This window comes from Microbulbifer maximicatervae (SeqCode), assembly GCF_052468095.1.
This window is the reverse complement of record NZ_CP174332.1, coordinates 1,128,338-1,141,076: the sequence shown is the minus strand read 5'-3', so window position 1 is coordinate 1,141,076 and position 12,739 is coordinate 1,128,338. Positions and strand designations below refer to the sequence as shown.

At 44.6% G+C, this 12,739-nt stretch carries 16 protein-coding genes; 2 read left to right on the top strand and 14 right to left on the bottom strand.

The window, feature by feature from the left end:
* Positions 1–20 precede the first annotated feature (20 nt).
* The 10 genes from ACJJIL_RS04955 to ACJJIL_RS04910 all read right to left on the bottom strand — a co-directional run bounded on the left by ACJJIL_RS04955 (position 21) and on the right by ACJJIL_RS04910 (position 7,346).
* Positions 21–1,385 carry an IS4 family transposase gene (locus tag ACJJIL_RS04955; RefSeq protein ID WP_507021884.1) on the bottom strand — a complete coding sequence of 455 codons (1,365 nt, stop codon included), beginning with the start codon at positions 1,383–1,385 and terminating at the stop codon, positions 21–23.
* Between the two features lie 559 nt (positions 1,386–1,944).
* Positions 1,945–2,328: a hypothetical protein gene (locus ACJJIL_RS04950; RefSeq protein ID WP_445361308.1), complete on the bottom strand. Its 384-nt coding sequence runs from the start codon at positions 2,326–2,328 to the stop codon at positions 1,945–1,947.
* A gap of 85 nt (positions 2,329–2,413) precedes the next feature.
* Positions 2,414–2,878: a hypothetical protein gene (locus tag ACJJIL_RS04945; RefSeq protein WP_445361307.1), complete on the bottom strand. Its 465-nt coding sequence runs from the start codon at positions 2,876–2,878 to the stop codon at positions 2,414–2,416.
* A gap of 74 nt (positions 2,879–2,952) precedes the next feature.
* Positions 2,953–3,279 (bottom strand): TonB family protein, encoded by a 327-nt coding sequence (locus tag ACJJIL_RS04940; protein WP_444908041.1) that lies wholly within the window; start codon positions 3,277–3,279, stop codon positions 2,953–2,955.
* A gap of 145 nt (positions 3,280–3,424) precedes the next feature.
* Positions 3,425–3,832 (bottom strand): hypothetical protein, encoded by a 408-nt coding sequence (locus tag ACJJIL_RS04935; protein ID WP_413664920.1) that lies wholly within the window; start codon positions 3,830–3,832, stop codon positions 3,425–3,427.
* Positions 3,833–4,284: 452 nt separating this feature from the next.
* Entirely contained in the window at positions 4,285–4,596 is a 312-nt protein-coding gene (locus ACJJIL_RS04930) for a hypothetical protein (RefSeq protein ID WP_445361306.1), read from the bottom strand.
* Between the two features lie 82 nt (positions 4,597–4,678).
* Positions 4,679–4,999, bottom strand: a complete 321-nt coding sequence (locus tag ACJJIL_RS04925) for a hypothetical protein (RefSeq protein WP_445361305.1) — start codon at positions 4,997–4,999, stop codon at positions 4,679–4,681.
* A gap of 841 nt (positions 5,000–5,840) precedes the next feature.
* Positions 5,841–6,347, bottom strand: coding sequence for a hypothetical protein (locus ACJJIL_RS04920; protein WP_444958395.1), 507 nt, complete (start codon positions 6,345–6,347; stop codon positions 5,841–5,843).
* 111 nt (positions 6,348–6,458) lie between these two features.
* Complete coding sequence (locus ACJJIL_RS04915) at positions 6,459–6,833, bottom strand: hypothetical protein (RefSeq protein WP_445360972.1); 375 nt, start codon at positions 6,831–6,833, stop codon at positions 6,459–6,461.
* Between the two features lie 15 nt (positions 6,834–6,848).
* On the bottom strand, positions 6,849–7,346 hold the full coding sequence (locus ACJJIL_RS04910) for a hypothetical protein (protein WP_445361304.1): 498 nt from the start codon (positions 7,344–7,346) through the stop codon (positions 6,849–6,851).
* A gap of 636 nt (positions 7,347–7,982) precedes the next feature.
* On the opposite strand from ACJJIL_RS04910, the gene ACJJIL_RS04905 reads away from it, so the two are divergent.
* Positions 7,983–8,924, top strand: a complete 942-nt coding sequence (locus tag ACJJIL_RS04905; protein WP_445354646.1) for an IS110 family RNA-guided transposase — start codon at positions 7,983–7,985, stop codon at positions 8,922–8,924.
* Positions 8,925–8,970: 46 nt separating this feature from the next.
* On the opposite strand, the gene ACJJIL_RS04900 is transcribed toward ACJJIL_RS04905, so the two are convergent.
* The 4 genes from ACJJIL_RS04900 to ACJJIL_RS04885 form a co-directional block, all read right to left on the bottom strand.
* Positions 8,971–9,357 (bottom strand): DUF7668 domain-containing protein, encoded by a 387-nt coding sequence (locus ACJJIL_RS04900; protein WP_445361303.1) that lies wholly within the window; start codon positions 9,355–9,357, stop codon positions 8,971–8,973.
* 103 nt (positions 9,358–9,460) lie between these two features.
* Positions 9,461–9,910: a hypothetical protein gene (locus ACJJIL_RS04895; protein ID WP_444907563.1), complete on the bottom strand. Its 450-nt coding sequence runs from the start codon at positions 9,908–9,910 to the stop codon at positions 9,461–9,463.
* A 105-nt stretch (positions 9,911–10,015) separates the two neighbouring features.
* Positions 10,016–10,387: a hypothetical protein gene (locus ACJJIL_RS04890; RefSeq protein WP_282931105.1), complete on the bottom strand. Its 372-nt coding sequence runs from the start codon at positions 10,385–10,387 to the stop codon at positions 10,016–10,018.
* An 87-nt stretch (positions 10,388–10,474) separates the two neighbouring features.
* Positions 10,475–10,870 carry a hypothetical protein gene (locus ACJJIL_RS04885; protein WP_445361302.1) on the bottom strand — a complete coding sequence of 132 codons (396 nt, stop codon included), beginning with the start codon at positions 10,868–10,870 and terminating at the stop codon, positions 10,475–10,477.
* Positions 10,871–11,612: 742 nt separating this feature from the next.
* Here ACJJIL_RS04885 and ACJJIL_RS04880 point away from each other — a divergent pair.
* Positions 11,613–12,692, top strand: a complete 1,080-nt coding sequence (locus ACJJIL_RS04880; RefSeq protein ID WP_445355887.1) for an integron integrase — start codon at positions 11,613–11,615, stop codon at positions 12,690–12,692.
* The last annotated feature ends 47 nt before the right edge of the window (positions 12,693–12,739 follow it).

Here is a 12,739-nt window from a genome sequence, read left to right as displayed (position 1 = left end):
CGGTCTGTGTTTTATACACATTATTTAAGTCCATTTAGAGCTTCTGCTGCCTCTATATAATGAAGTAGCTTGGTGTATCCCTGCCAAACGGTTTTAACCCCTGGCTCGCCATCCCCTTTACGCCCCAAAAAACCTCCTAAACCTGCCAACATACGGGTTATCTCCCTCATGCTTGGGGGTTCATTTGGTGGAGTAGTTTTATCTCGCATCATCCATATCATACGCCATTCTTTTTCAGAGTAGGCACTTGTACACGGTGCGTCAGGAACTCTTCGTGCATGCGTAGTTATCGAATGTAGCCGCCATCCAATAATCATATAGATCGCAATGCAGTTCAACATGCGCTGCTCTGTTCTAAAACGGTTACTTTCTATCTGGCATCCGCCTTTCACCACCCGAAAATAGGTTTCAATTTCCCACCGGCTTCGATACCACTCAATGATGACCCTTGCCTGCTTAAAGTCTTCAACTGGAAGATCAGTTAACAGCATCCACTCAATGCCTTTTTCACCCTCTGGTGGGGTTAATTCTTTAGCCAATACAGCATAGAGAGAAAGTGGTCGTTTAGATTTTCCTTTTCCTAGCAACCGTATCTCAGTAGTGGATACGTTGACCTTGGCTTTTCTTCCAGGCTCTCCATTCCGTTTGGGAATATCTACCGTGTATAGACCGACAGATTTCTGCTCATTCATATGATCCCAAAGCAAAACCGTTTCTTCTCCATCGAGCTCTAAAGTGCGATTGGCCTTAGCTCGAACGATATAGCTCGCCCGCCGCTGTTCACTTTGATCTTCAGCCAGTTGAAACCACTCATGAATATCACCCTCTCTATCAGCAATACTCACAATTGTACTTTCAGGGCAGCGCTCCTGTATCTGACAAGCCGTTTCGTAATGGTCTAGCCAGCGTCGACTCTCCTTATCCTTTATCGACTTGGTATAACGGGAATTAGAGCTTGATTCCTTGTCTCTCTGCCACATACTACCCTCAACAACACCCAAGTTAATTCTTGATGGCGTTATAGCGATGGAGGTGTGCAAGAGTTGCTGATTGGTCTCTTTCCGCCTAAGTGTTCCCATCTCTTTACTTTCTAAGTCAGTGGCAAAATTTAGAAAGGTGGTATCTTGAGGGATAAGAACAACGGGCTGCGCCTTGATTCTCTCAAGAGTTGCCGATTTATGGCCGCTCATAATAGAGTCAAAATTGACTTTATCATTTTCGATAAAGCGATAAGCTGCAAACGTTTCTGCCCAAGTTTTGTTTGCACAGGGAATGCTATTCTTTGGATCTGAACTTAAACTACTAAGAATATTGGACAAGCGCTTATTCAAGCGTGTATCACCCATAACCTGATTTTTTACTTCGTCCATGACCCAGTCCTGCATAATAATCCAATCAAATCTGTAATTCATGCCAGGTCAAACTGTAACTTATTGATTTACATAATAAAACCGGAAAAACTTGTGTATAAAACTTAGCGCTCGGTTTAGGGGCGGCCGGAGCACAGCGTAGGCCGTCCCAGCCGCGCCTTTCGCGGCGATTACAACCGCTTGTTAGGTGGTTGTTGCCGGAGTGCATATAGGCCTGTCACGCACACCAACCACCAGAATACTACGAAGAATACCAGAAAAAACGATGCACCACTGTAAGGGCTACCAGGACTAATCGCTAGTTTTGGCGATAACGCTGGAAAGCCACTTTGTAGCAACCATAACGGTGGACCAATAAAAATATCTCTGACATTGTGCCAAATCCCTCCAGCTCCATCCGTGACAAAACTTATTGCTGCGAATAGCAATGCTAGGGCCAGACCTAGTAAGAATAAAAAACTTATTCGCCTCATGACCTATTGCCACCTAACGCCGCAAACACGGGCCGAAATGTAGCAGCGAAGCTGCGGAATGTAGGTCCAGCCAGCTATGCTGGCGAACGTGCTTTGCTTTGTTAGGCACCGGGGAATGACTCGCTAGCTGCCGACAGGAGCACTGTCCAGAGCTTGCTACGCAGATCGTCTAATGACAGTGATTGTGAATAAACCACGAAGATTTCTCGATCCGCGTGCTCAGCACCGGATACGCCATCAATTGCGGAAAACCTTTCTTCTAGTCCATCAAATGACTCAGAGCCAAGATAATATTCAAGACCTTCATAAACAGAAAGGATGTAGACACCTTCTTCTCCTGCACCCTGCAAATTAAAGTGCAAGCTTTCTATAGAGGGTGGGTGACCGATTTCAGATCGGACGTCCAGATCTGCGCCCTCGGGTATTGACTCTGCCATAACTGTACTCGACACAAAAACCAATATTAAGATTAATACTTCTTTCACGCTTTATTCTGACTAACGCCGCTAGCACCGGCCGAAGCACGCAGTGCTGAGGTCCAGCCCGAAAGGGCGATGGTGGCTAGCTTTGTTAAATTTCATTGGTGTTTATTTTCACTATGCTTGGTTGGTTAAAGCTGTAAAGCTTACCAGAATTTACGATTTTACCATTGTAGAGAAAATCGCAAGTTACTTCCCCTGATTTCGAATGACCCCATTCCCATCGGCCAAGTTGTTTGTAGGAACCATGAACGCCATAGCTATCGTGCTTCAAAAGCATTAAACCATTTTTATCTGATGAGACAGAGAGATTATTTATTTCTTTAGCCATTTCTTCACTTGGCCAAATGCTGTTTCCGATACAACTGGCTACAACACCTTGCACAGGGTAGCCATCAGTATCGTGAAATGTAATCTCGTATTCTCTTCCTGGTAAGCCTCCATCCCAGGTTACAGTTGCACAACCTGATAAGAAAAAAATTATAAAAAGAAAAATGATCTTCATGGTTACATACAATTTAACGCCCAGCGCAGGCGCAGCCAGCGCGGAGCGCATTTTGTGTTAATGTTTGTGCGCCAGCGAGTAACACAAAAGGTGTGTAGCGTTGGCTGTCGCTCTGCCGCTGCTTGTTATGCATTGCGCTGGCACTTATGTTTGGGCTTAAAATCTAGGACTTTGTTGTACGTGTCACCTACAACGTAGGTCCCTTTTTTGAACCGGTACTTACTTAGCGTCTTGATGGCAGCTCTATTGAATATTTCCGTTTCTGCCTTGACGACCTTTATGTTTTTAGCTTCTCCAGCTTCATCAATTTGGAAGGCTAGCTTTACTGATCCTGATAGCTCTCTACAAAATGGAGGCATTGGGTAGATTGGCTCTACCTCCTCAACTGCCTCTTGGGCAACTGAGATCGCTGAAGAAAAGACCAAACTAAGTGTAAGTACGAATTTTTTCATTACTGATGCATAACGCCCTGATCACCAGCCTATGCCATGGGGCTTTTCAATATGCAATAATGAACGAAGTGAATGCATGTTGAAAAGGCCTGTGGCTTAGATCTGGTGCATCGCCTGGTTATGTGCGTGACTCTCGCACTGCAAATTATTCTATAGTCCCGACCAATTGTATTTCAATTGGAAAATCCCTCTTTTCTGCATCATATTTAATCTCGACCCAATTATTTTTACACCACTCACCAACAACTTTTTTGTAAATAGGTATCGTTGAGGAATGATCAATTTCTTTCACTCCTCCGGGATTAGAGGATATAAAACCTGTTACCTTGCCGCCGACTGCATAGGCCTGAAGGGGAGGTAAGCAATGCTCAAGAATGTGCTTGGTAATGATTTCTTCAGAGAACATATCTAGAAGATTATATTCACCCCCAGAAAACTCATTTAAGGCAACCACAACTTCATCGCAAAAATCATATGTAGGCTGATACCATTTTATATAGTAATCCGCTCTTTCTCTAAGGTGATCTGTTACTTCATCAATACTTCTACTCATACTCTATCTCTAAATTTGCTTAATCAGAACCACCATGAGCACATAACGCCTGGCGCAACGGCGAAGCACACAGTGCTGAGTCCGGCAGCCAAAGGCTGCGTATTGCCGCCACTTGTTATGTGTAGCCATGCTCATTTGTCTGAATCCTCAGTCCTGGACGAATCTTCTTCGACAGATTCGCCCGATCGCGCTTTCTTTTTCTGTAGCTGCTTTCTCAGCAACTCATGTTTCCTTTTGTAATAGCGCTTATCTATCTGCCAGATAACAAGCCACAAGATGAAAGCGATTCCAAGACCATAAATGTAACCCTTACCGTACATTAATTTTCCCTTTCATCCGTCTGCGCCTACGCATAACGCCTTGCTAAGGGGCTGCCGAAACGTAGTGTAGGCTGTCCCGCGGAGGCCGCGCTTTTTGCGACCGGAGTGTACTTGAGCAACTTGTTATGTGATTTACTCAAAAATATACTCCTTAATTACAAATACCTTTCTATGGTCACATTCTTTAGGGTGAATAGGCTCGAAGTTCTTGCAATAAGGTTCTACGTAGCCAATAACCCTCTTTGCTTTAGTTAAGTTCGTGCAAACTTCCATGGCTGGGCCTTTCGCAAAATATGAAATACCAGAGCCATGCGGCTTTAAGCTGAAAACGACACCAAGCTCGCCTCTTGCAAGAGGGCCGCAATCGTCTACTTCAATTTCGATGTCCTTGGCATGCACCATTGAGCAAAAAAGGCCAAGGCAAATAACGGTATATTTGATCATGCTATTCACATAACGTCGCTAGCAAGGGCCGAGGAGCCTAAGCGACGAGGTCCAGCGCGAAGCGCGAACTTGCCTAGCTTTGTTATGCATTTGAATTTTCATCTTTCTCTTTTCGATAATTACCAAATATGGACATACCAAAGATAATGCCCGAAGCAGTAAGAAAACCTTTTAAAAACCACGATAGATAAACCCGCCAGATATCATCTTCAGTGAGCATGCCCGATGAAACCATTTCTCTAAACATCGATTCTCTGTAACCCCATAGCCCGTAGTTCATAGCCAAAACAAAGGCGCTTAAGAACAACACCGCGTTGAAAGCCCAATGCTTAAGAAAAAGCCTCAGCAGCCAAGGTGCTGTAACCCCTATAGCGTGGGCCAAAGATATGTATTCGTCTTTCATAAGGCCTCAATTGCATAACGCCCACAGCACGGGCGGCCGAAGCGCAGCGTAGGCTGTCCCGCGGAGGCCCGAAGGGCCGAAGCAGCGTGCCTGTGATTGTTAAGAGTTATTGGCACCATGTTCCTGATTCCAACAAAAACACACAAACAAGTAGTAGCTACCAAATAGGGCGTATATCCACATAATTGTAAACCCCACGTGATCTATAGCACTACTACCAAATTTGGAATACAACAAAAATACCAAAAGTGAAGCAAAGAACGAGGTGTTCAGAATGACAGTACCTATAAAGCGCGCAACACCAAATCTACTCCCTTGCATTGGGCAGAGAAATGTAAATGGAAACCATGCAAATTTCTTAGCATGAAATACATTCATTATTTTAATAAACTCACTCATAACTCGATCTTTCGATTATGGCTCTTAACGCCCACAGCACGGGCGGCTGGAGCGGAGCGTAGGCCGTCCCGCGTAGGCCCGAAGGGCCGTAGCAGCGTGCCTGTGATTGTTATGAGTTGCCACCGGATCTCCGTACCAATCTATAAAAAATTCGAATTAACCAGATAATACCGTATACCGAAAGCGAGCCGACAATAAACCAAGACAAACCTATTTGCAGCCACGCCCCCCAATAAATTGTACCCTCACAATGAAACTCACATTGCGGATTATGCTGCCAAGCAACATATAAGCTAAGTACCGCAATAAATAAACCAAAAATGAGTGCTGAAATAAGATTGAATTTCATTATCTAACCGATGACTCATAACGCCCGCAGTTGCGGACGACTTGTAGCGACGAAGGAGCGGAAAGGCGTTCCGACAACCTGCGCTTGTTATGTTTAATCGATGGTATATACAAGACCGCACCCTTTTGATTTTGCGTAATCTCTCGCTGACGTTAACAATTGTAAAAAATCGCTCGCACCAGATATTTTTAAATCTCTTAATTCAGAATTTGATAAATACCCTATTTTTGTCGATGTATTTCCCGTATCAAAATCAGCACCATAACCAGCAAATATGCGCCTGCCTGTTATGGAAAAAATATGCTCTATCTCTGATTCAGTGCACCACACATTTCCCAAACTTTCTGGGAACTCATGATGTTCACCATAAAAGTCAAATACATACTCAATAAACTTGTCGATATATCTAGCTTGCGTTACATCCATAGGTTCTAATTCTGAACCAAAGTTTAAAGAGTCTACATAGTTCAACACTTCTTCAGACAGGCCATACCATAAGCTATCCCTGTAAAATTGGAGTAACTTACTGAGATTACCTTGTATCAGGCATTTCAAACCATCTGGAGAGCCAAGGTATATTTCAAGATATCTATTGACCATTCACTACCCAAGAAACATAACGCCGGTAGCAACGGCGGCTGAAGCGTAGCGTAAGACGTCCAGCCAGCGCGCTTTTTGCGCTGGCGATGTTGCCTACCCTTGTTAAGTATTTTACTCCGTAGCCCATTGCCCTAAGTCCTCTACTGGATTTGGCAAACGACCAACAAGCCACTCAGCACATGTACCAGGCTTAAATTCTGGGTTATGGCACTCTATTACCCAAGATAGAAACTCGTCAGGGCCACCATTCATATAAGGTGGTGGAGACACCGGGTGAAAGGATGTTGGCAGACGCTCATTGACTGACATGTAGTTCAAAACATGACCAAGCTCCTGGACGGTGTGCCACGCAAATTGATGGTGAATATCAATATCGAATTTCACCCACCAGCAGCCATCTGCTTCTGAACCTTTTCCGATGGCACCACGTATCGCTGGAACTTTCTCAAGATACTCAATTAATTTTGTAAATGCTCTATCGTCCATAATGACACTTAACGCTCAGCTAAGGGGCGAAGTGCGCAGCACTTTGTCCCGCTTGAGCGCCTTGTTATGTTTTAGTGGCAAATTAAACCCTTGAGGACATTGCTCTCCGTAGGAGACCCAAAGTGACATGCCCTCTAGAGTTGCTTCATTGGCATAGAAATGGGCCTCGATTTTACCTTCATTTTCATATGTGCGGAGGTGTGCGCTAAAAACACTGCCATCCTTGCCTTTATGAAGATTAACCAAGCCAAAAGGAAGCCCGTCAATGTTTAAAGGGGCCCTTATAAGAATGGCCCACACATCAGTATCCCATATGTACTTTACATCTACTTCGGATGCATACTTCTCAAAGCTATCATCCTGCGGCCCGCAATGAATGCTAAGAGCAGAACAAGAAAAAGATGCCAAGAGACTTACTACTGTGACTAGAGCTCTATTCATGGTGAAACATAACGCTTGGCGCAAAGGCGCACCGTCAGGTGCGTCCAGCCCGCAGGGCGATTTTGCCGCCACTTGTTAACTGCTACCCTCACGGACAGCCCCATTTTTATCAGTTTGTACGATAGACCCGCCGTATATATCCTCAACTTCTTCACTGTCAAAATTACAGTGATGCCAGATTCAGACGCCTTTGTACCCCATAGCTATATGGGTAATTCGCAGATATGTCTTAATGGTATCCTCTATCGCTTTCTTATCATGATTTTCTAATGCTTCAGCTTCACGCAACACTTTATGAAGCGCGTCTATTTCACTGGAACACTCCACTTGCTTAATTGCCCTAGTGCGATCTTCAAAATCTATCGTAACAGTATAAAGATTCATAATTTCCGAAGGCAGTTAACGACTACAACAGGGGCGGCTGGAGCGTAGCGTAGGCCGTCCCGCGAAGGGCCAAAGGCCCGCAGCAACCTGCTTGTATTGTATGGTTGTTCTTGCCCGATTCTGATGTTGAAAATCCTTTTCGTTAACGGGTAAATTGAGACCCACCTTCGGCGGCCACCGAAGGCCTTGTTTATCACAGTTCGCTGCTTGGCTGGTTCGTAAAAGACCGATAACAAGTATGAACGTGATAAGCACTCACTAGGCATAACTCGGATAGTCATGTGGGCCTCGAGCCCGAATAGCAAGGCGGAGATAGCTTATCTTATGGAACCTCAAGAGATCAATGTCGGTATCGATACCAGCAGTAAACAACTCGATATTTATGTGAGACCTACTGGCCAGTTCTTTAGTGTTGCCAATGATAAAAATGGCATTAAAGATGCCATTAAACAACTACAACCTCTTAAACCTCAAAGAGTATTAATAGAGTCTACGGGAAGGCTCGAGTTAGAGTTTGTTTGCGCCGCCGACAAAGCCGGATTACCTATTGTTGTTTGCAATCCGTCGCAGATAAGGAGCTTCGCTAAATCCGCAGGGCGCCTCGCCAAAACTGACAAGCTAGATGCAATGGATATTGCACATTTTGGTGAGGCCATGAAGCCAGGGCTGTCGGTGCCAAAACCAGAAAAACTTAGGGAGATCAGTGACTTACTGGCGGTAAGAAGTCAGTGTTTAGAGATGAGTACAATGCAAAAGAATCGGCTTCAGAGAATGCCGAAATCAGTACACAAACCTATACAGACCATTCTAAACACCATCAAGAAAGAGCTACAAGGTATCGACAAGCAACTGGATAAACTGGTTAACAGTGTGTCCGAGTGGCGGCAAAGGCGTGACCTATTGTTGAGTGCCAAAGGGGTCGGAAATGTATTGGCCTATACGTTAATGAGTGAACTTCCTGAGCTAGGACAATTGAACCGTAAAGAAATCGCTGCACTTGTCGGTATCGCCCCGATGAACCGTGATAGCGGCAACTTCCAGGGCAAACGATATATTCGAGGTGGAAGGCATCGCGTACGCACGGTTCTTTTTGTTTCCATCATGTCGGCCATACAACATCATCCCAAACTAAAGCCCATGTATAAGCGATTAGTCGACGCTGGCAAACCTAAAAAGGTTGCTCTGGTTGCCTGCATGAGAAAGCAGATTACGATCCTGAATACAATGGTGAAAAACAACACCTACTGGGATGAAAGTATGGCTTAAAAACTTGACGAGTAACCATAGTCACTTGTTAGGCGCAATTGTAGATTCAGGGTACATAGACCATACCTAAATCAATGCTATAACCATTTTCACTTTCTGAAACCTGAGCCCCTAGCACCAGATCACTCCGCCCTTCATTAACTGTCCATAAGTCGATGAGGACATCCCAGTGATTGCCAGCCCATATACATACTGAGGTTTCCCAGGTTTCATTGGGGAGTGAAATCAGTTCTTCTCCGTAATCACTTATATATTCCTTCATCTGAGCAGCAGTTTCGCTTGAAACTGAAGAAACGCCAGAAACTTTACAAGAAAGGGAATAATCTTTCTTTGCTAGGGCATCTACGATACGAGAGAAAGCTGGACGCCAAACTGTGGGAATTGGTCGTTCATTTTCTTCGTCTCTTTCAATTAAAACCTCTACTTCCGTCATGATGCTCTCTATCCGTGAAATCGCCTAACGCTTTGCTCAACGGCGCGCGCAGTTTGCGCGTCCGGTGGAGGGCCGTAGGCCCGGAACGAATTGCAGCAATTTGTTAGGTGTTTCTAGCACGATCTACTCTCTCGATTAACTCCGTGATAACGGGGTTTCTAGAGAATGGGTTAAACCTCATTGGAGGATTAAACGCAAGCTCCTTGCCGATAGCGCCATCTGAACGAATTTGTAATACAACCCTTTCCGGCGAACTCATCTGGGCGTAACTAATGTTAATGATATCTTTGAGTAGGACTCTTTGTTCTTGCCCTCCTTTACGGAAGAGCAATGAGTCTCCCTCGTCATAGACTTCATCAGCTAGATCCCAGAGTAACTTTTTGAAGAAGAAAAAGCCAAAGACAGCCATAATAACTGGCACAACCAAGAACATTATGGACTCCTGGGCTGCCCCAGCTGCCAAAGATGTGACTAGAAAGAATGAAAGAAACCCAAACCATATACTTGGAAAAAGCTTCTTAAAATAGAATGTTGATCCTGATATTTTCTTCATACTATCCCTGACACCTAACGTTGCCAGCAAGGGCAGCCGAAGCAGAGCGTAGGCTGTCCAGCCCAGCCTCCGGTTGGGCGATCTTGCCTGGCCTGGTTATGCATTTTACTCTGCTACCTGCACCATATCTTTGATTTCAGACTCCACCTCATTGGTGTAACCATACTGCCAATTTGGAAATGGAGCTATTAAAAGAGCTACCCAGCCTTGCATTGAGGTAACTTTAACCTGACCAAGCTCTTGTGACCCGGATGAAACACTGTATGTATTGATGCAGTGGGTAGGGATAATGCCTAGCGTGAGTACGTACATCATTGGTTCAAAACAATGATTGCCTTCTGGCCACTTATTTACTCTTGTTACGGCGACAGCATCTTTATCACTTATAGCTTCACTAAATTTGTCCTCCGGCTCAACTTTATAGGTTGCGCATGCCGAAAGAAGCGAGATAAGTATGATGAGTGGTAATTTATTCATGATGCATAACGCCGGCCACACAGGCGAGCGCTTTTCGCGAGTCCAGCCAAATGCGTTTTTCGCATTTGGCGATTGTGCTGGCCCTTGTTAAGCGCTACAGGTGGACACATTACTAAACCCCGCTTTTGTGATGATTCCAGACAAAACACCTAATATTGATTCTTCGTCTGAAAGCTTATTTTTTCCCGTAAGCACCTGGACAATAGAGCGAGGCTTTGTGACCATAACACGCCACTCACCATTATTCTTACCCTCAGTCTCTGGTGTGCCACCAAGGCCTATATAGTATTTATTACCTTTGAAAGAACAGCTGATTTCCCAGCCCCAATCCTCCTGGTAGGTATCAAGAACCTCAATGCCGGCTGATTTCATTTGAGGTTTAAACCAGTCAGCAGCATCTTCGCCAAAGCAGCAAGGATTGATAAATTTATCCTTCTCTTCAGTAAGATTGAAAGCATCAGTTTCAAACATAATTTCTTTCATGGGATCGCTTAACGCCGCAAGCAACGGCCGAAATGTAGCGGCGAAGCCGCGGAATGTAGGTCCAGCCCACGTAGTGGGCGGTGTTGCCTTGCTTTGTTAAGCATGATGACCTCTCTTATAAAATGCATAGGCACACATAGCCAGCCCTACGGAATATAAAAAATCAAAAGACATTACGGAAATAGCAGTGTAAGTGGGTGAGCTAGATAATGAATCAGGGTAAGTAGCCCACAGCCACTCCATTGTAGGAATTGCTAACATGCTAGGCAGTAGCATTATGGTGAGGCCAATGATAAACAACCCGGAGGAGGACGAGCTTTGCTTTAAGATGCTGTATCCGGCGACTATCGCAACCAGAAGAGACGGCCAGGTAGAAAGCAAAGTCATTGTAATTATTTCGTAGATTTCCACTCGATCCCTCGTGATGCTTAAACAGTTAATTCAAAAGAAGCGTCTTTATATCACCCTTCTATATAATTCTACTCACTTCTTTCAAGATAACCTAAAAAACCCAATAATATCAAAAAGTTAAGAACTTTGGCATATTTCTCAACAGGTAGATATATAGCAGGCGCTATATATCTACCTGCTTTTTCTGCTCTTTATAACATTACCAACCCTATAAAAATCAAAGAGATAGATCGTCACCTCCAGAAATAGGAGAAGCTTCTCTTGAATTCTGATATTGACAGCAGGACAAAAGAGCAAATACTGTATATAAAAACAGTCTAAGGGCAATATCATGGACGACATTCGCCACAAAATCCCAGGTAAGCCTGAACGATTTATGGACAATCTGCGATTTCATATTCGAAAGCAGGGACTATCGTACCGAACAGAGCAAACTTACACCCATTGGATTAAACGCTTCATTCATTTCAATAAAAAGAAGCACCCTAACGATATGGGAGCTGTTGAGATTGAGACGTTTCTCTCTCACCTTGCAGTTCAGGGCCTTTGCTCAGCAAATACACAGCGAATAGCTCTGAACGCTTTGATATATCTGTACAAGAGATTCTTAGGTAGGGATATTCAGGCTCTGGACTTTAAACTGGCAAAACAACAAAAGTACTTGCCCGTGGTTTATAGCCGTAGAGAAATATCAGCAATTTTGGATCACCTTGAAGGCACCTACAGATTACAGGTTGAGCTAATGTACGGTAGCGGCCTTCGCAGCGCCGAACTGCTTTCTTTGCGTATAAAGGATATAGACTTCGACAGCAATAATATTTTTGTTCGAGGTGGTAAGGGGGATAAGGATCGCACTACGATATTACCTAATGGGTTAATTGTGCAGCTACATAGGCAGGTGGAGTCTGTTTCCCTATTACACCAACAAGATCTTTTGGCTGGTTTTGGTTCGGTTTATTTACCTAACGCTTTGGAACGAAAGTATCCAAGTGCAAGCCGACAACTGGCTTGGCAATACCTTTTCCCTTCCAGCACCATCGGCCAATGTCCTCGCTCCGGTGAAAACAGAAGGCACCATATGCACGCGTCAACTTTAGCGCGCCAGGTTCGTATAGCTGTCAAGCTAGCGGGAGTCAACAAACCGGCTCGTTGCCATGCATTTCGCCATAGCTTTGCGACTCACTTGCTCGAAGCGGGTTATGACCTGCGCACGATTCAGGAACTGCTAGGGCATTCGGATGTTAGTACTACTGAAATTTATACCCATGTCGTAAATCGGGGAAATAAAGGCGTTTTAAGCCCTTCAGACCGACTGCGCAACATTAATAAAATTGAGGAGGCTGGAGCTAACTATTTTGTTGGGAGCAAGGTGGGGGAAGCCCAGGGGCTTGGCTTATTGGCTGCATCTTAGTAGCGAAGAGATTGGATACCGGGCTTTCGCCGGTATCCAATAGAAAA